Origin of the sequence: Pseudoalteromonas sp. LC2018020214 (genome assembly GCF_016598755.1) — a bacterium.
GTDB lineage: Bacteria > Pseudomonadota > Gammaproteobacteria > Enterobacterales > Alteromonadaceae > Pseudoalteromonas > Pseudoalteromonas distincta.
Genome location: NZ_CP066804.1, coordinates 2,669,584 through 2,689,207 on the forward strand (window position 1 = coordinate 2,669,584; position 19,624 = coordinate 2,689,207).

At 38.2% G+C, this 19,624-nt stretch carries 19 protein-coding genes; 7 read left to right on the forward strand and 12 right to left on the reverse strand.

The features are described from left to right. Positions 1-68 precede the first annotated feature (68 nt). Positions 69-1,448: an FG-GAP repeat domain-containing protein gene (locus JG479_RS11845; RefSeq protein ID WP_039487167.1), complete on the forward strand. Its 1,380-nt coding sequence runs from the start codon at positions 69-71 to the stop codon at positions 1,446-1,448. Between the two features lie 88 nt (positions 1,449-1,536). Here the strand turns inward: JG479_RS11845 and JG479_RS11850 are convergent, their stop codons facing one another. Next, a complete protein-coding gene (locus tag JG479_RS11850) occupies positions 1,537-1,992 on the reverse strand; it encodes a hypothetical protein (protein WP_039487169.1) in 456 nt (151 codons plus the stop codon). 12 nt (positions 1,993-2,004) lie between these two features. Beyond that, positions 2,005-2,280, reverse strand: a complete 276-nt coding sequence (locus tag JG479_RS11855) for an EF-hand domain-containing protein (protein ID WP_007581281.1) — start codon at positions 2,278-2,280, stop codon at positions 2,005-2,007. Between the two features lie 301 nt (positions 2,281-2,581). Here JG479_RS11855 and JG479_RS11860 point away from each other — a divergent pair, with 301 nt between their 5' ends. Continuing rightward, positions 2,582-3,439 carry a PA4780 family RIO1-like protein kinase gene (locus JG479_RS11860; protein WP_002958167.1) on the forward strand — a complete coding sequence of 286 codons (858 nt, stop codon included), beginning with the start codon at positions 2,582-2,584 and terminating at the stop codon, positions 3,437-3,439. A gap of 24 nt (positions 3,440-3,463) precedes the next feature. Here the strand turns inward: JG479_RS11860 and JG479_RS11865 are convergent, their stop codons facing one another. From JG479_RS11865 to JG479_RS11890, 6 genes are all read right to left on the reverse strand, one after another. Beyond that, positions 3,464-4,138: a response regulator gene (locus JG479_RS11865; protein WP_024597035.1), complete on the reverse strand. Its 675-nt coding sequence runs from the start codon at positions 4,136-4,138 to the stop codon at positions 3,464-3,466. 38 nt (positions 4,139-4,176) lie between these two features. After that, entirely contained in the window at positions 4,177-5,622 is a 1,446-nt protein-coding gene (locus JG479_RS11870; RefSeq protein WP_200219383.1) for an ATP-binding protein, read from the reverse strand. Beyond that, on the reverse strand, positions 5,622-6,152 hold the full coding sequence (locus JG479_RS11875) for a hypothetical protein (protein ID WP_200219384.1): 531 nt from the start codon (positions 6,150-6,152) through the stop codon (positions 5,622-5,624). Before JG479_RS11875 ends, JG479_RS11870 begins: the two co-directional genes overlap by 1 nt. A gap of 9 nt (positions 6,153-6,161) precedes the next feature. Then, complete coding sequence (locus JG479_RS11880) at positions 6,162-7,823, reverse strand: YHYH protein (protein ID WP_200220341.1); 1,662 nt, start codon at positions 7,821-7,823, stop codon at positions 6,162-6,164. A gap of 76 nt (positions 7,824-7,899) precedes the next feature. Continuing rightward, positions 7,900-9,831, reverse strand: a complete 1,932-nt coding sequence (locus JG479_RS11885) for an alpha/beta hydrolase family protein (RefSeq protein WP_200219385.1) — start codon at positions 9,829-9,831, stop codon at positions 7,900-7,902. A gap of 43 nt (positions 9,832-9,874) precedes the next feature. Continuing rightward, positions 9,875-10,483: a flavin reductase family protein gene (locus JG479_RS11890; RefSeq protein ID WP_200219386.1), complete on the reverse strand. Its 609-nt coding sequence runs from the start codon at positions 10,481-10,483 to the stop codon at positions 9,875-9,877. Positions 10,484-10,603: 120 nt separating this feature from the next. Between JG479_RS11890 and JG479_RS11895 the strand changes: the two genes are divergently transcribed. From JG479_RS11895 to JG479_RS11905, 3 genes are all read left to right on the forward strand, one after another. Further along, positions 10,604-12,127, forward strand: a complete 1,524-nt coding sequence (locus JG479_RS11895) for a cryptochrome/deoxyribodipyrimidine photo-lyase family protein (RefSeq protein ID WP_200219387.1) — start codon at positions 10,604-10,606, stop codon at positions 12,125-12,127. 2 nt (positions 12,128-12,129) lie between these two features. Beyond that, positions 12,130-12,270 (forward strand): DUF2256 domain-containing protein, encoded by a 141-nt coding sequence (locus JG479_RS11900; protein ID WP_182733499.1) that lies wholly within the window; start codon positions 12,130-12,132, stop codon positions 12,268-12,270. Positions 12,271-12,394: 124 nt separating this feature from the next. Further along, a complete protein-coding gene (locus JG479_RS11905) occupies positions 12,395-12,832 on the forward strand; it encodes an OsmC family protein (protein WP_024593544.1) in 438 nt (145 codons plus the stop codon). Positions 12,833-13,231: 399 nt separating this feature from the next. On the opposite strand, the gene JG479_RS20195 is transcribed toward JG479_RS11905, so the two are convergent. After that, positions 13,232-13,357 carry a hypothetical protein gene (locus tag JG479_RS20195; protein WP_267908401.1) on the reverse strand — a complete coding sequence of 42 codons (126 nt, stop codon included), beginning with the start codon at positions 13,355-13,357 and terminating at the stop codon, positions 13,232-13,234. A 217-nt stretch (positions 13,358-13,574) separates the two neighbouring features. On the opposite strand from JG479_RS20195, the gene JG479_RS11910 reads away from it, so the two are divergent. Then, positions 13,575-14,351: an EAL domain-containing protein gene (locus tag JG479_RS11910; protein ID WP_200219388.1), complete on the forward strand. Its 777-nt coding sequence runs from the start codon at positions 13,575-13,577 to the stop codon at positions 14,349-14,351. 47 nt (positions 14,352-14,398) lie between these two features. On the opposite strand, the gene JG479_RS11915 is transcribed toward JG479_RS11910, so the two are convergent. Beyond that, complete coding sequence (locus tag JG479_RS11915) at positions 14,399-15,886, reverse strand: dipeptidase (RefSeq protein WP_200219389.1); 1,488 nt, start codon at positions 15,884-15,886, stop codon at positions 14,399-14,401. A gap of 136 nt (positions 15,887-16,022) precedes the next feature. Here JG479_RS11915 and JG479_RS11920 point away from each other — a divergent pair, with 136 nt between their 5' ends. Beyond that, on the forward strand, positions 16,023-16,214 hold the full coding sequence (locus tag JG479_RS11920; protein ID WP_138489488.1) for a DUF2986 domain-containing protein: 192 nt from the start codon (positions 16,023-16,025) through the stop codon (positions 16,212-16,214). Positions 16,215-16,216: 2 nt separating this feature from the next. Here the strand turns inward: JG479_RS11920 and JG479_RS11925 are convergent, their stop codons facing one another. Together JG479_RS11925 and JG479_RS11930 are read right to left on the reverse strand one after the other, a co-directional pair. Continuing rightward, complete coding sequence (locus JG479_RS11925) at positions 16,217-17,179, reverse strand: TDT family transporter (RefSeq protein WP_002958148.1); 963 nt, start codon at positions 17,177-17,179, stop codon at positions 16,217-16,219. Positions 17,180-17,390: 211 nt separating this feature from the next. Further along, a complete protein-coding gene (locus JG479_RS11930; RefSeq protein ID WP_200219391.1) occupies positions 17,391-19,556 on the reverse strand; it encodes a TonB-dependent receptor in 2,166 nt (721 codons plus the stop codon). Between the last annotated feature and the right edge of the window lie 68 nt (positions 19,557-19,624).

The window sequence follows — 19,624 nt, forward strand, 5'->3', positions numbered from 1 at the left end:
ATTATGCGCTGACGTTGCTTAAATAATAAAAATTTTAACGATACAACTAAATATAAAAAGGAATTTGCATGATAAAACCACTTTGCTATTCACTCATCACTTTACTTACCCCCATAAGCGTTATTGCTCAAACAATGGCAATAAAAACAACGGATGAATTAGTATCAACCGATTCAGAGATTTTATTTGCATATAATAAAGAATTAAAACAATTAGAAGCCATCAATTTACTTACATCACTTAGTAGTGAACTTGCTTTACCAAAAAACGCCATCGGGTTTGATGTGGCAACACTTGCTAACATCACCGATAAACAAGCACTCGTACTAACAAGTGATGGCGTATATAAAGCCCAAGCAGGTAAACCAACATTGTTGTTTAATTATGAGTCGGTTCTTAATCAATTAAAAATAGATAAATTTGAAAAAGTAGACTTTGTTTTCGATGCTAACAACGACGGTCTAAGCGATATTTTTATCCCTGGATTAGCAAGCAGTACTTTATACATTCAAAATAAAGATGGCAGCTTTAAGCCTAACAAATTTAAACAAACGCCTAAGTATGAAGGCCGCTTTTCAGGAAAAGGGCTTTCTTTAGAAGTTAATATTAACAATAAACCTGTCGTTATCGATTTTAACCACGACGGATTAAACGACCTGGTTTTTTCAAATGACTTTGGAGCAGATGTACTACTTGCTAATTCAGAGGGCTTTGAGCAAAAGCTCACCTCAATTGATTTTAACATTGAGCTAGGCGAGCTAAGCAATGGCGAGACTCGCAAAATAAAGCAAATTATTGATATTAATAACGACGGATTTCTAGATTTTACAACCAGGCAGTTTAAGCCAACACAAGGTATGGATTCGTTAGATATAAAAATAGCACATACTTTGTACCTAGGGAGTGCTAAAGGTTTTACTAATACGCCCATTACCTTATTTGAAACACAGGGCCCTAGTGAGTTATTGCTCAAAACTGATTTTAATAATGATGGCTTAATTGATTTACAAAAAATGGACTTAGATATTGGCTTAGGTACTATCGCATCTATGGCATTAGGCGGTGGCAGTACAGATGTAGATGTAGAAATGAATCTTTATAAGCAGCAACCCGACGGCTCATTTGCCAATAAATCGAGTATTGAACTTGATTTAGAAATGGAAGTGGGGATGAATGGCGATGAATCAGAACCGGCTCTCTATTTAGGTGACATTAACGGCGACAGCTATATTGATGCGGTATACAAATACAGTAAAAAAACGCTGTATATTTATTATGGAGAGCAAGACTCACTGCTAAATGATAAACGCAAAAAATTAAAGCTAACGCTGCCTAAAAATAATAAAGATATTCTTCTAGTAGATATAAACCAAGACGGTAAAAAAGATTTTGTATTTAAATTTACCGAAGAAGATGGCACCAGCAAAATAGAAACACAGTTAAATTAAGCCAATAAAAAAGCCCAACAGAATTAACCGTTGGGCTTTGGACTTAAGACTTTCGAGTAACAGTCAGCTTTACTCTAAGTAATAACACCTAAGCAGTTACATTTAGCAGTGAATCGCCTTCACTTAAACCAAACTTCTCTTGCACTGATGCAAGGATTGATTCTTTATCTTCATCAGACAACTGGTTTGAATATTCAGTTAAGAGCTCATCTAAATAACTCACTACCTCGTCTGTATCGACTGATTCTAATGAGTTTTGTGGCGGTGGCGGCGGTCTTTGACCTTCTGCTCTTCCTGCATCACCAATGCTTTTAGCATCAAACTCGAGTTCGCCCATTAAATCAGCAAGCTCTTTTGTTGGTTCAATACCTTGTTCTTTAAATGCCGCTTGAATACTTTGCGCATCGTCGCTAGTTAAGTTTTCGGCATCAAACTGTGCAAGCGTTTCTTTAACAAAATCACTTTGCTCTGTTGTTAATTTTGCAGCTTGATTACTTTGTTGCGGCACAAAACTCGCAGAGCTGCTGCCAATATTATTAATCATTTTAGTATCCTTTCAACGTTCACGACGAGGTGGTTTATGATCGCTAAGCTCTTGCTCACTAATTTCGCCATTACCATCGGCATCTATAGAATCAAAAATTGTTTGTGCATCACCGTGCGGCGGTTTTTTAGCACTAAACTCTTCAAAGCTAATTACGCCATCACCATCAGTATCAATAGTTGAAAAGTCAGGTTTTTCAGGAGGATTGTCACCGCCTCGAGCAGCTACATTAGCTGAAAAAGCAATAGATAATATTGCCACAGTGGCAAGAGTTGAAAAATGCTTCATAGTAATAACCTCGTATTTAAGAATTAAACTAAGCTTACGCTTTAAAAACGCAAACAATGTGCAAATAATGAGGAAGTAATAAATTATTTTTAATAAAAACTGATGATTCAAAAAAGTTCTGGTTGATTGCTTTGCAATCAATATATAAGCTAATAAAATAATACGATTAATTACTCTCTGGCAGTAGTGTTACTGCCCTTAATTCTCAAAGCTGATATACTGCTTGAGCCAATTAAACAAACAAATACAGAGCACTTTCATAAATAATGATTAATAACCAACCCTACTTAGCAGGCAATCTGTGAAAATACCTAAACGCCTACAACCTCTTGTTGATGATGGCCTTATTGACGAAGTAATAAGCCGACTAATGAGCGGTAAAGAAGCCGATGTATTTATTGTGCGTTGTGGTGAACATATTCGCTGTGCGAAAGTGTATAAAGATGCGGTTAAACGTAGTTTTAAAAAAGCGGCACAATATCAAGAAGGCCGAAAAGTACGTGGTGGACGCCAAGCGCGTGCAATGGGTAAACGCTCTAGCTATGGCCGCCAATTAGAAGAAGAAATTTGGCAAAATGCCGAAGTTGATGCGTTATCTCGTTTAGCTGGCGTGGGTGTACGCGTTCCTGATACTTACTTTTGTATTGATGGCGTGCTGCTTATGGAGCTCGTCTCTGATGAAGATGGTAACGTGGCCCCTCAACTAGGACATGTCGTTTTTAGTGAAGAGCAAGCGATTGAGCAGTATAAACTCATGATACATTACATTAAGCTAATGCTTTGCGCAGGTATAATACACGGTGATTTATCTGAGTTTAATGTACTTGTAGATAATAACGGCCCTGTAATTATAGATTTACCGCAAGCCGTTAACGCATCAGCAAATAACAGTGCACAAGCTATGTTTGCACGCGATGTAAATAACATACGCCGCTACTATGGTGAATTTGCCCCAAGCATACTAAAAACTCAATACGCTAAAGAAATGTGGGCACTATTTGAAGAGGCCAATTTAACGCCTAATTCAACGCTTACAGGTGAATTTGAAGACAGCGACGAACTTGCTGATGTAGATTCTATTCTTGATGAAATTCAAGCAGCAGAATACGAAGAGTTTGACCGTTTAGAGCGAATTAAAAATGCTGACGACGATGAGTAACTCATCGTCATAGCTCATTCCACATTACTGTGGATGCACAAACCGGTAGCCAACCCCATAAACAGACTGGATAACACTTTCAGTTTGTGTCACTTCATCTAGTTTTTTACGCAACTTTTTAATATGGCTATCAATTGTACGGTGGCTCACAATACGCTGATCGGCGTACATAGTGTCCATTAAGCTATCGCGCGAATAAATACGATTTGGGTTGTTAAACAAAGGTTTAAATAGCTGAAATTCAAAGTTCGTCAATTCTATACTGTTTGATTTATATTTTACGCTATAGCTGCTCTCGTCAAGCTTCATTGTTGACTCTGTAACGTCACTTGCGTTATTTAATCGCCTTAAAATAGCTTTTACGCGTGCCACCAGCTCAGCATAACTAAACGGCTTACAAATATAATCATCTGCACCTAACTCAAGTCCAAGCAGCCTATCTATTTCTTCTACTTTTGCCGATACCATAATAATAGGCACGTTTGAAAAGCGCCTGATTGCTTTACACAGTTCAATACCACTTTGCCCTGGTAACATTATGTCTAGCAAGATTACACTCGGCCTGTTAATTTCAAGCCAAGGCAATACTTCATTCCCGTGATGTATTTGATGAGTAATAAAGTGATGGCTGCTTAAAAAGTCACTCATTAAGTTAGCTAGCTTTACTTCATCTTCCACAATTAGTATTTGTTCACTCATAGGCATCTCTGTAAGTAACCTTAACTTTATTTTATAAACTAAATAGTTGGCAATCTAATAATAATAGCAAGGCCGCCTAAGCTGGCTTTTTCTGCAGCGATTTCACCTTTATGACCTTTAACTATATGCTGGCAAATAGATAAACCTAAGCCAGAACCGCCCTCTTGGCGATTACGCGAACTATCTACTCGGTATAAATATTCAAATAAATGCGATAAATGCGACTGCTCTACACCTACGCCATTATCTTCGATTATAAGCTCTAAATAAGTTTGCCCTTTAATACTTATATTTTTAGCCGTTAAAGAAATAGTTGTACATTGTGCATAGTGTACTGCGTTCATTAGAATATTATCGAGTAGCTGCAAAAGGCGTGTTTTATCTGCTTGTACAGTTATGTGTTTAGCGCTATTTAGTAGGTATATTTTTATATTATGTTGTTCAAGCAAAACCTGATACTTTTGCTCAATAGTATTTAATAATAACGCCATATCAGTAGGTTGCATAGTGTAGTGCATACCTCCTAACTCTGCGCTATTGAGCATATGCAAGTCGTCTATTAAGCGTTTTAAATGTAGGGCTTCATCGTTAGCCGAACTTATATTTTTTGCGTTCGGTTCTCGTATACCAAGTAGCATAGCTTCAAGTTCACCGAGTAAAATGCTCATTGGCGTCCTAAGCTCATGAGAAATATTAGCAAGCCAACGCTTACGTACTTGCTCATCTTTAGCGAGTGTAAATGCAAGCGTATTAAAATCTTCGCTCAACTGTCCTAGCTCGTCTTTTCGCTCAAGTGTGAGTTTGGTCTCGTAATTACCTTGCGTTAAGCGATGCATTCCGTTAGCAATTTGCTTTACAGGGCTTACTAGGTGACGAGACAATAAAAAAGTAACCATTAATGTTAGCAATACCGCAGCTAAAGCAATAAACCATAAGTAGTTAGTTTGCTGCTGTAAAAAATCAAGCTCATAGCCATCAACCAAGCTATCTCTTTTAGAAACTGCTAAGTAACCCACTATTTTATCGTTAACAATAATTGGGGTTGTTATATATTTTAAATCGCTGAGGTATTTACCCACTACTCGCTGTTTATTTTCGTCAAGCAAAGCGTAGTGAGCAATATTTTCTGGCGGTGGGCGGCGATCTTCCTCTAAACGAATATGATCTGGCGGCGGTCGTCGCATCATTCGCCCACGCGGACCAGGGCCTTCTTGTGGCCTAGGCAAAAACTGGCTATTTTCTAATTGCGATTCAACACGTTTTCTAAAGCTTTCGCCATTGCCGACAACATGCTCCCATGAGGGTGTTTGTTCGTATTGCTTTGCAAATTGCACAACAAGTGGTTCAAGCGCTTTCACCTCTTTTGCATTAACAAAATCAATTACGCCCTGCCCTATGCTCCACTGTATAAGAACCACCAGCCCTGCAATAACACTAAAGGTAAAACTAAATAGTATTAAAAAAAGTTTATTATGAATTTTCATTAATGCGTGTTTTCAACCTTGCTAGGAAAGCTTTCAAATCGGTATGTTATAAACTCTTTGGTTTGGTCGTTAACATACAGCGTAGCAACTATTTTTTTACCTTGAGCGGTCCAATACATATGACCATGATTATTTAAAGTAACCGATACGGTATTTATACCAGTTTTAAATAAGTTAGCAGGTAAATGCAACGCTTGTCCGTAAATTCGCTGTATTTTAACCCCATTAATGTATAAATGAGCATGACCTTGTAAAAAACCGGTGTCTTGGTTTGTTGTCACATCCATCATTTGTTGCATGTTCATCGTCCCCTCTGGCGGCACAGACAAATCATAACGCTGTGTATCTAAAATTAAGTTATAACCCGACATACTATCTTTTAATAACTTAAGGCTTAATGCCGGGATTGGCGCATCATTTGGCACTGCTATAGGCATATGGCTATGATCCATCATTTCCTGCTGCGCAAAGAGCTTGAAGCTCAATAGCGCAGCAGTAGTTAGGATCAATGCGTATTTAAAATAACGCATAGTTACTCCTTACATTCCTGGTGGTGGACCCATTGTTTCGCCAGTATCACAGCGACCAATTGAATTATCGGCTAATTGACCTTTAAAACGAGGCCCTATTTGATAAGGAAAAGAAGGCTGTAATTTACCATCACTGTCTAACGTTAGTGTTATATGGTAGTGATAACCCTTGCCATCATTAGTATCGTGGCCGTTATGCTCATCTAATTGAGCACCGGTTACTGTTTTTTGTGCGTAGTAATAATCTTCAAAGTAATACCCATCGTCGGCATTTAATGTATTACCAGAGAGCGTCGTCACTTGTGCGCCAATAGCAGGACCTGCATCACTTGTTTGTGTACCTTGGCTAACATCGTATTGATCAACTAAGGTACAGCTTCGCTCACCCTCAGTACCACAACCCCCTTCACTTTCTGATGCGCCATAATCACGCATTTCCCAGCCACTTAATGCTAGTTGTCCATTACTTTCATAAGGACCATAAAGCGGATAGCCATCAGCTGCAAAACCATAAATAGGTGAATGTGCATCGCCATCATCTTCAAGTAAATCAGCTAAGCAACTCGTATAAAAATGGTGATGATATTCCCCGTTAGCAGCATGTCCGCCACACACATCAACATCGTATTGCTCAGCAATGGGCGCTAATGTATACCAAATGTTATTACCGTAGCTCATACCATCGCCCCAGTTAAATATACTGGTGCCATTAACCATTAAGCCAACTGTACCTAAACCTGTTTCGCAAGTTTCAGTGTCAGATAAATCGGTAGGTGTTAGCGGAAAATACGCTTCAACCGCTTGTTCTGTTGGGCAACCCGGTCCTGGAGGCCAATAACCTGCACCGCCTGTGTCATCGCAGTTTTCAGTGCTGCTGTTATAGCCAATATCTTCACCAAAGGAAATGGTTTGCCCTACTGCTGCAGAAGTTACACCGTTATAAAAATCGGTAGCTGCACGCGGGCGGTTATTTAACGCGTCTACTTGGTCTTGTGTAAGCGTTACATCATATTTAGGAATGTCAGTTGTTTGCACGTACATGTATTCAACGTCAGCATCTTCCTCAGTAACGCTAACAACCTCAACTGATTGAGCATCTTCAACCACTGAACCATTATTTTGTATGTATGTAGAAGTTGTATCGTTGTTAATTAACCAGCTGGTAAGTTTTGCACTATTATCAACTGTATCTGAGTTTGAGTCTGATGAAGCAATAACATTAACTATAACTGTATCTACAACGACATCGTTTGTGCCATCATCTGCACTGATTTCAAATACAAGTGCTTCATCGGTTAAAACTTCAGGTGCAACAAACTCTGTAGACGTTGCAGTACTTGAAGATAAACTAACGGTAGTGCCTGATGTTTGTGACCAACTAACCGATACTTCACCGTCATCTTCAACCGTTGAACTTAAATAAACGGTATCGCCCGCATTAACAGTTTGGTCAATACCAGCATCAACCGTTGGAGCACTATTACTGACTGTATCGCCGACTGTTGCAGTACTTGTTGAATCGCTATTACATGCGCTTAAAGCGATACAAAGCGCACTTAACGCAAATAACTTAGTTGCATTAGCGGCTTTTGTTTTAAGAAGTGTTTTCAATGCTTGAACCTTTACTTTAACGTTTAATAAAACAAAGTTAACAAGTAAAAGTGCAAACAATGTGCACAAACAAAGGAAGATTGTGATCAAAAAAAGACAACCTAAGTTGTCTTTTTGCTATTTAACTGGAGTCTGGCTATTTATTTTTTTTCAAATGTTTATCAAAAAAGTCTAAAAATGCCTGAAGAGTTTTAACTCTGTGCTCTTGATAAGATAAGTAATGATCGCCATCCTCAAGCTCAATATAAGTAACATCTTTTGCTTCATCATCAAGTTCATCCTGCATTTCTCTACTATGATAAACAGGTACCACACTGTCGTCAGTTCCATGTACAAGCAATATTGGTCTTGTTATTTTTTTAGCAAAATTCACTGGAGAATTAGCTTCTAGTAAATCATCATCAGTTCCAAACTGCTTTCTAACGATATTTTTGTTTGTAAAGTGTCGTGCTTTACTCACTAAATACTGTAAATCACTTACCCCAGCAAAACTAGCTGCACATTTAAACGTTTCTGGGTGCTTAATTACAGCCATTAACGCTGCATAGCCACCATAGCTAGCACCACCAATACAAATGCTATCTGCTTGTGCTATTCCTTGGTCAATTAACCAGTTTGCACCGTCTTGCAAGTCATCTTGCATAGCCAAACCAAAACCTTGGATTGACTGCATTAAAAAGTCGTGCCCATAGCCACTCGAACCACGGAAATTAGGCTGTAAAACAGCATATCCGTTATAGGCTAATAAAGCTGTCCAGTAATCAAAATTAGCATAATCCCTTGCCATGGGGCCGCCATGTGGAAATATAATTGTTGGTAACTTATCACCTTCTTTATATTCTACTGGTAGAGTTAGATAGCCTTCTATTTTCAAGCCATCTCTTGCCTTGTAGCTAATGCGCTTTTTGCCTCTGTATACAGAGGCATCTATTTGCGGATAAACATCAGCAATTGCACTCACCTGCTTTTTTACTCTATCCCCAAATAAATAACTACCCGACGTTTTGTCTGAGCTAATATAGAGTATATATTTTTGCTGATCTTTACTGGTACTTACAATGTCTAATTTATATTCATCTTTAGGGAGCGATACGCGCAAAGAACGATGTAATTTATCTAAGTCTTTATCCCAATATTTAATACCATCATCTAAATGTGAATCAGTAAAGCCTGCAACTTCGCCAGTTTGTTGTGAATAAAAAATAGACCCATCAAAATCATATTTACTATTACTGTAAATTAGCTCGCGAGCTTTAGTCGTTAAATTGAGTTTAAATAATGCATCGCGCCCTTCATGTAACGCAGTGATGTATAAAAAATTAGAGTCTTTATCAAACCCTAATATAGAAATACTTTGCTTACTAAAAACCTCATAATCAAATAAAGTTTCCCACGACTGTTTATTCTCATCAAAATAATCGTAAGTAAATTGCGTATCGTCCATTTTTTTTGCAATACGAACTTTACCTTGCCTGTCGGCAAACCAAGTAACAACATTACTGCGTGGCCTTTGTATTTGGGTCTTACGTAATGTGGTTAAATCTAACTCATAAACTGCTGGGGTATTTGCTATTTTAAAATCCCCTTGAACTAAAATTTTATTTTCTTTTTCAGGTAAAAAACTAACAATTCGGTCTGAATATTGTGGCTGGATTTCATCTCTTACTGTGTTGGCTTTAAAAGCTAATTTAAGACCTTTATCATTTTTAAAGTTATACGCATACATAAGCGTTGATGTATATTTAACTCCGCCAAACTGATATTTTATAAAGCGAGCACCAAGTAATAGTACGTCATCATTTGCCCAGTTATACCAATCAAAAAACACTGTATGGTTATTTGAGTTTATAATTGGTGTAGTAACCCCCGTCTCCAAGTTTTTAACCATTAAGATTAAAGTACCTTGATGATTTCTTACAAAAGCGAGGTTCTTACCATTGGGAGATAGCTTAACTTGGCTAAAATTTTTTAAGCCTGCAAAAACTTCTATAGGTAGTTTTTTATCTTGTGTGGCAAAAGAGCCAAAACTTTGCAAAGCAATTAACAAAGTGAAAATGAACTTAAACATTCGTAAATCCTTTTATTATTGTATTCCTAAGTAAACGATTATTTCACAACTGTGGCCTTTTAAGCAAAAACTTATCTTTGGTTGTACTAAAGTAATCGCCGCCCATTTTGCCCACTGCATTTAATAATTCAGGGTCAATATAGCCACCACTCATCACTTCATCGTCTATACAAATACCCACTACATCCAGCAACATCATTTTTCCGCCGCCAGGCTCATTTGAAATACTAATAACTTCGCGTAACTTACATTCAAACCTTACTTTTGAATCGGCAACACTTGGCGTATTAACTAACTTACTTGGAGATTGGGCAATGTTTGCTGCATCAAATTCGCTTATATCACTAGGATAATTTGCACAACTTTGATTCATTTTTTCAACTAGCTCTTGGCTAACTATATTAACCACACATTCTTTAGTTGCCATTAGATTACTGAGCGTATCTTTATTCGTTTTATCACTAGGGTTTACTTGCGTAACACTTAAAACAGGTGGCTTGCAGCTAGCCACAGTAAAAAATGAATAAGGCGCAATATTTGCAATACCTTCGCTATTTAATGTACTTATCCATGCGATAGGCCGTGGGCTTATACCGCCTACTAAGTAAGAGTAAACATTTTGGTTAGTATTTTCGGTGAGATCTAAAAACATACATTTCCTTTTAATACATTAAAACTAAATCTTAATTCAAGGTAGTTACGTATAGGTTTGGCTAACTCAATTAAATAACAAGTTAATTTTTATTTCTATTTAAAGTAATAAACCAATTATATGAAAATAAACATCGTGTGGTTTAAACGTGATTTACGTCTTAGCGATCATCAACCATTAAAAAATGCATTTAGTAATGGCTTACCGACCCTGTTACTTTATAACTTTGAGCCATTACTGCTCGAAGATGCACACTACAATGAGCGGCACTGGCGCTTTGTGTATCAATCAATAGTTGAGTTAAATAATCAGCTAGCGCGTTTTAACGCCTGTGTTTATATATTTAATTTAAATATGAACGATTTACTTGAATCGTTAAAGATGCAGTTTGAAATAGTTAATATTTTTAGCCATCAAGAAATAGGCTTAAACAACACCTTTGAGCGCGATAAGGCAATAAAAGCATGGTGCCAGCATAACCACATTAATTGGCAAGAGTCGCAAACAGGCGCGGTAATTCGCGGCAAAAAAAATCGTAATAATTGGAACGAACGCTGGCAGCAAACAATGCAAGCACCTATTGCTGTTCCTAATTGGAAGAGTATAAAAACAATTACCCTTAATAACTATCAAGCGCCTGAGCTGCCAAGCGCTTACACTCAAGATCATGACAGCTTTCAACAAGGCGGTCCGCTGCATGCGCGAACTGTAATGCAGAGTTTTTTTGCCGAGCGCGGTAAAGGTTATCAAAAAGGAATATCGAGCCCAAGTTTAAGCCAAACCCACTGCTCTCGGCTTTCGCCCTACCTAGCATGGGGGAACATTAGCCTTAGGCAAGTGTATCAAATGGCCATTGATGAATATCATTCAAAACACCCTGACAAAAGAGGTTGGAAACGCCCACTAGCAGCGTTTGTATCGCGCTTGCATTGGCACTGCCACTTTATGCAAAAGTTTGAAAGCGAGTGCTCTATGGAGTTTTTAGCCCTTAATCCGGGTTATCACGTATTTCCGTATCGTGATGATGAACGTGTGAAAAACGATATTGAACGCTGGGCGCAAGGTCAAACTGGTATTCCAATTATTGACGCTTGCATGCGCTGCTTAAAAGCCACCGGTTATATAAACTTTAGAATGCGCGCCATGCTTGTAAGCTTTGTAACGCATCATTTAAATATAAGCTGGCAGCAAGCAAGCTTTCCTCTCGCTAATTACTTTTTAGATTTTGAGCCAGGGATTCACTACCCGCAAATTCAAATGCAAGCCTCGGTAACAGGCATTAACACCATTAGGCACTACAACCCAATTAAACAATCAGAAGATCAAGACCCAACAGGTTCGTTTATTAAAAAGTGGTGCCCCGAGCTTGAAAAACTCCCTATTGAATATTTACATCAGCCTTGGGAGCAAACTCCGATGGAAGCACTCTTTAACGACTTTAAGTTAGGGGAGGATTACCCTGAACCCATGCTTGATTTAACAGCGGCCTCAAAAGAAGCACGCGAGCGCTTATGGCAATACCGTGAGCGAGCCGATGTTAAACGCGCCATAGGGAAAATTCTTAAAAAACACGTTGGGGGTACTCAAAAAGTTACTCGAACAAAAAGTAAAACGGATACTAAAAATAACAGTAAGGCTAAGTAAGCATGGCGCACAAAAAACTAAACTTACCTCAGAAAATATGTCCTATTTGTAGTAAACCTTTTACGTGGCGTAAAAAATGGCAGCGCGACTGGGATAACGTTATTTACTGTTCAGAGCGCTGTAAACGAAATAAACAGGGATAACAATTAACTGGCGCCTATTTTGCAGCATCATCTGTAATTAGTGCTTTTAAGGCTTTATGTAAGCTTATTTTGTAAATAACGCTTATCTAACCTGAAAAGCTTACACTCAAGCAAGGAGAAGATGATGACGATTAAAAAAACGGCAAGTTCAACATGGTCTGGCGACATTAAAACAGGCAAAGGTAGCATATCAACTCAAAGTGGCGCGCTTAACAAACAACCTTACGGTTTTAATACCCGCTTTGAAGATGAGGCAGGCTCAAATCCTGAAGAATTAGTAGGTGCAGCGCACAGTGCATGTTTTAGTATGGCGCTTTCACTTGCATTAGGTGATGCAGGCTTTACCGCAGATAAAATTGATACTAAAGCCACTGTAAGCCTTGATGAAGTAGATGATGGTTTTTCGGTGACGCATATTGCCCTTGAGGTAAAAGCACGTATTGATGATATTCAAAACGAGCAGTTTCAAGCCTTATGTGAGCAAACCAAAAAGAGCTGCCCTATTTCAAAACTCTTAAATACCGAAATATCACTAGATGCGACACTTCAATCAGCATTTTAAATATTTAGGTTTAGATTACTGTAAATAAAGCACATTAAATTAAAGCCAAGTAAATTATTACTTGGCTTACTAATCATCAAGATACCTTTTTAGAGCTGCTTATACCTAAGACTTCAGATAATAAAGCGATCCCCATGCCAAGCGCGGGCCAAATCACCCATAAGGTGTTTGGTGATGTAATTAAATTAATTAATCCTAAAAACACTAGGGTCTGTTGATCTTTGCGGATTAAAATTTGTTCAAACTAGGGGCTATTTAATCGCGGCGCGAGGTTTGTAACCTAGTGGGCTAAGTAAAAACCGAGCAACAAAGAGTAAATAGCCCCTAGAAAGAACCCTTTGGGCTGCGCCTGTTTGGCATTAATGCTACGTTATCGCCCATTTATGGGGAATAACCACACTACATAGGCTCTGCCTTGCCTAAATACCAAACAGACTGCTGCAAATTTAACCTTGAAAGATCAACAGACCCTAAAGCAACTGCATACTGTTTAATACTTTGAAATATTGTTGTTGATGTATTCATGTTTATCCTCCTGTTAATGTATAAATCTATTTTTATATAAAAACGAAATGTAAACCCCTGCCAAATGTCATTAAATAGCATGACATTAGTCATAATATCACTCACATATAAATAATTACTTATTACGTTAAAAAAAATATAAACTAATACTTTAATCTGTTTGTGTTAGGATCTACCCTCAACTAACTTTAAAAATAAACATAAGAGGATGAACTAAGTGATCGAAAAATCAAAAGATTGTGAAAAAGTGACATGTAGTAATTGTGCTGACGCCAACGATCTTGAATTTGATTTTTCTATGGCTTTTCAACCGATTATAAACTGTAAAACTCGCCTAATTTATGGCTATGAAGCATTGGTTAGAGGTTTAAATGGCGAGTCTGCTTATTCAATTATTTCAAAAGTGAATGAAGACAACCGCTATGCATTTGATCAGCTTTGTCGTATTAAAGCCATTCAACTAGCCGCAAAGCTGGGCATAACATCAATACTAAGCATTAACTTTTTACCTAATGCTATTTATAAACCAGAGCGATGTATACGCACCACACTAGAAGCTGCAAAAAAGTATAACTTCCCAATTCAAAATATTATGTTTGAATTTACTGAAGTAGAAAAAATAGAAGACACCGCACACATTAAACGCATTGTTGATTACTATCAGTCTCTTGGATTTAAAACCGCCACCGATGACTTTGGTGCAGGTTATTCTGGTTTAAATCTACTGGCTGACTTTCAAACAGATATTATCAAGCTGGATATGGCGCTCATACGCGATATTAACAACGACAAAAAACGCCAACTAATAGTAACTCATTGCTTAAATATGTTTCGCGATTTAAACATAACCGCACTAGCTGAAGGCATTGAAAAAGTAGAAGAATATAAGTGGCTTAAAAACGCAGGTGTTGAGCTTATGCAAGGGTATTTATTTGCCAAACCAAGCTTTGAAAACTTGCCTGAGGTAAATTTTAAGGACATAGGTGCTGATTAGTACTCAACACCTATTATTAAACCTTATTGAGCCTAAGTACTTTTAAACTACATATTACCTAGCTCTATCATCATCGCTGTGTACATACGTAAATTAAGCTCAAGTTGCTCAAGTGTCATAAATTCATGCTCTGAGTGACCTGTGTAGCGCTTACCTGGCATTGAAGGACCAAACGATACCGCATTATCAAACAGCTTTGCGTTAGTGCCACCACCTATTGATACAAAGTCAGCTTTTTCGTCGCCCGTAAAATGCTTAAAAATATCAAGCAGCTTTTGCGCATGCGGCGCGCCATCAAGTAGCATAGGTGTGCCAATAATTGTTTCTATGTTAGCAAGTGTTACATTGTTAGTAGCTTGCCAATTAGCGAGCGCATCATCAATTTGCTTTTGTAATACAGCTTCGTCTTTACCCATAGGGCGACGTGCATTTACAGCAAGTGTTAGCGCATTACCATCGCGCTCAATAACTGTTGGTGCCACTGTCATCGGGCCCATAAAGTCGTGCTTGTAAGCTATTTCGCCAAACTGTTTACCGTGAATGTCTAAACCTATTAACTGATTCACAAAGTCGATTAGCTCGCCGTCGCTGTTATTTTCAAGCTCGATACCTTTAAATAATTCGGCTAAATAAGCAATGGCATTTATACCCGACTCGGGCTCTGATGAATGCGCCGACATACCTTTAACACTTATTGCTAAGGCATCATTTTGCTCACTAAAGTTAAACTCAACTTTATTTAATGTTTTGGCTTTTGCTTTTAATGTATTAATAAGTGCCGCGTCTGCATTGTGAAGTACTAAGCTTGCGTCTTCTGGAATTTGGCTTCTAAACGCACCACCCGTTACGTTACTTACATATAAACCCGTTTGTGGTGATGTTGCATTAAAAGTAGGTGCAATTAAGCTCCAGCCTTTCTCGGCAACCACTACAGGGTATGATGCATCAATCGTTACTGCATATTTTGGTTGTTCATACGTTTTCATAAATTGAGTAAGCGGACCCCAATCAGACTCCTCTGCTAGATAAATCATTAACTCAATACGATTATTAAGCGGTATGCCTTTATCTTTAATTGCTTTCATTGCGTAGAGCGCTGTTGCTATTGCACCTTTATCGTCTTCCGTACCACGACCAACTAATTTTCCCGGTTCAGATGTATCAATAATAAAAGGACTTTGTTTCCATTTGCTAGCATTAGCAGGTTGCACGTCGCCATGGGTTACTACCGTTACTTTTTCGCTTTGCTCGCCCATACCAATTAATACGGTGTAGCCTAAATCTTGGTAGTCAAAACCAAGCTCTGCGGCTTTCATTTTTAAAAGTGCTTTAAAGCCAATAAAATCGGGATTTTGAGGAGTGCTAATGTCGCTTTTATTAACCGTCGGAAAAGCCACTAAGTTAGTTAGTGTGTGTATTTGAGCATTTTGGTAGGTATTTACTGCGTAATCGGCAACGCTATCAATATTTTTATTTAACTGCGCATGAGCGCTAAATGCAAATAAAGCAATACTGGCTAAAGCTAACTTTTTCAAAACAATTCCCATTTAATTAATAACTAAGAGCGGCAACTATAACGCTTGGAAGAGTTTACATATAGCACTTTGCGGTAAACGCACAAGTTACCTGAGTTAATATTTATATAGCGGCTTTTATGTGGATGGCTGTATAATGCGCGACTTAAAATTAACAGGGTATTTAATTGTGAACCGTCGTAAAAAAATCGTCACTAAATTTCAAAAGAAAGATAAACGCACTAACGCTAAATTGCATAAAAGCAACAAACCGTCTTATGTATCAAAAGCTGAGCGCGAAAAACTAGCTGAACAAGAAAGTAATGAGCCACAGGTAATCCAAGAGTAGCTTTATGTTACCTGTTGCTTTGATAATTTAAAGTGGCAAAAGTACCGACTACTTACATAACATACCACTCCCGTGGCAACTATAAGTTCAAACGTAGCTAAGTAATTAACTGTATCTACATATGGCATTGCGAGGTTTATACTTTGCATCCAATCAGCCATTTTAAATAATGCAGTTGCCCCAATAACCATTGGAAATGTAAAAGCAGCGTAGCTCGGCGTAAAAGGTCTGCTTAATAACTTTATAAATAACACATAAACAATCAGTGTTTTTATTATCGCTAATATAAATAATGCCCCCACTATAACAAGTGATGGATTAGCTACAATATGAAAATACCCCGCTAATGTTAAACTGGCAGGCGCAGCTAAAATGGCAAGTGTTGGCTGTATTTCGTAGTCACTTTTTAATGCTAATAAAAAACGATAAAACATAATTGGCAGCATTATCGCGTACGTTGATATACCAATAACCAGCGCACTATAAGCTAACCACGCTAATGTCGGATTTCCCGAAAAAGTAACATCTGCAATAATTATCCCTACTGGTGGCACAAACCAGCTGGGCGCCATATCCTCAAAGTTAAACTTTTTTGCTCGCTGGCATAAAAAGCTCACCAAAAATGTGAGATGCAGCACAAAAGCTAAAACCCACATAATATCACCAGCCAATGGGTTAAATTGCCCAATTGAGTTTGAAATAACAAGATTAGCCATTGCAAATGTAGGGATCACACTTCCTGCAACTGGGTGTGCTAAATCGGCTTTTAATAAATGAGGGTGTAGTAAAAACTTAGCAGCCAAAAGTAAAACTAATACGCCAGCTAATACCGCTCCCAAAAATTGCCCTTGGGAGTTTAAATTAAAAACGTTTTCCCATGTCCACCCCATACTGGCAATACCCAAAGCTAAACCGGCCATAGCTGTTGGCGCACCCATCACTTTATTTTTAAATTGCTTAAACACTGTATTTCCTAATCATTGGGTGATGAACAAGTTACTGCTTTTTACTGCATTGCCTTAAAATAACGCTGTAAAATTAGTACAAGCGTGCTTAATAGAACGCTTTTTGCGTACAAATATTTCATAAAAATAAGTTTACGGCTTACATATTAAAGCGTATGAAAAAAGCCATAACACAGTTATGGCTTTTACTTTATTTTAAAATTTAATTTAGTTAAAACGCGTAACTAATGCTTACATTAAATGAACGGCCCTGCCCAGCAAGTTGTTCAAACCCGTTGCTGCTATCTTGTTTAAGTGCCGCAATACTTACGCCGCCTAGTGGGAGTTGATAGTACTCATCAAACACGTTACTCACTTCTGCGCTTAGCGTTAATGAATCCCATGTGGCTTTAGAGCTTAAATTAACCAAGCTGTAGCTGTCTGTTTGGTTTTCAAAACGATTATTATCTACACGTGTTTTAGTATCTACCCACTGCCAAGATAACGCATTTTCAAATCGACCCATTTGCTGGCTAATACCTAGCTGGGTTTGCAGTGGTTTAATTTGATAAAGCGGTTGGTTAGTATCGTCTCGCTTACCTCTGGTATTAGTAACATTAGCGTGTAACTGCCAGTTACCTAATTGCTTAGATTCATAAATGTTGGCTGTTAAATCTATTTTTGCACCATATAAAATGGCATCTACATTAGTAAACTGCAAAATGTTACGCGCTGTGTTGTCCAAGTCATAACTATTGAAGCTTCTTACAATATCAGCATCAATATAATCATTCACATCTGTATACCAAACATTGGTGCTTAATCGCCAACCATCATCTTTAGCCTGCTTAATATAAGTAGCACTTAAAGTATGCGCTGTTTCAACGCCTAAATCAGGGTTACCAATATAGCCATTACCATCGCCATACCAACCAATCATGGTGGTTGCCATATTACTTACGCCCCAGCTGTATCGCTCGTATAAATTAGGCGCGCGGTTTTTACGGGCAAGACCAAATTGCAGCTCATCATAATTTGTTATTTGGTAGTTAATTAATAAGTTAGCATCAACTATAGTGTCGGTTTTATCTCTGTCGCCAGCATTAAAGTTCTGTGCAGCAACTGTATTATCTGTAGACGTATCGCTCATGGTCATACTTTCCATACTGCCCATATCGCTCATATCGTCCATATCCATCATGCTCATACCGTCGTTGTAAGGCTGAACCTCACCTACTTGGGTATTAATACTTTCAATGCGTACGCCTGCGTTTAACCACAGTTTTGTATTTATTTGGCTCTCATATTCAGCAAATGCTGCTATGCGCTCTCGTTTGCCATTATTTATATTTACGTAATCGTTTGGTCCCATCATGGTTGAGCCTTCAATACCTGGCCACCAATCATCAATGCGGTAATTGTAATATTCTTGAGCGAGTAAAATACTGCTGCTTTTATTAAGCGCGATACGCCATTTAAGCTGCGTACTTATATCTTGTGCATCGGTTTTCATTCGCATCATGCCTGTTTTTTCTTCACTGAAAAAACCCATTTCGTGCTTTACGCTATGCCAGTTAACTTGCCCTTCAAGCTCGCTGTTATCAAAAGAGCGTTTGTATTGAGCTATTGCACCGTAACTGGTGTTATCGGTCATATCCATATACTGATTTGCAAATCCTTGATACGGGATTTTTTGATGTGTTAGCTTTATAACTAATTGCTGTTTATCATCGCGCATAGCTGCGGTTAAACTATGATTTTGTGCTCGATACAATGTATCTAATGCTACATCGCCGTTACCGTCTTCATAACTATCTGCATCACTAAACGACCCCTGATAATTAAGGCTAAACGTGTCACTTGCTAAACGTGCACCAACGCCAAGTTTACGCCCGTTATCAACGCTACTGTACTGTGCTGACACATAGCCTGAGTGCCAATCTAATTCATTGCTATCGCTATACTGTGGTGAAATAGAATTAACGCTTATTACGCCAGCAATATTATCGCCGCCCGCGCTCACTGGCGACACGCCTGCAACCACATTGTAAGACGTAATTTGATTAGCCGAGATATACGAAAGTGGCGGGTTCATATGATTAGCGCATGCAGCGGTTACATCTGCGCCATCAATTAACACTTTAACTCTGTCGCCCATTAAACCATTTAAAATAGGGAGGTTAGATACGCCGCCCGCAGCTGAAAAGTCGACACCTAAATCACTTAATAACGATTCTGACGAACCAAGTGCTAAGTGCTTATTTTGAGCATGTCCGTGTACTTCAATCACTTCTAAAGGCGTATCGTCGGCAAATGCAAAAGGAGATAGCACACCGCTAATAAAAAGTGCGACAGGGGAAAGTAAGTAAGTTTTTTTAGTTTTGCTTTTATAAACCATTGTTAATTTATGTCACTGTAATAATTGACGTAATTATAGTGTGAACTGCAAAAGCAAAAGCGCGACAT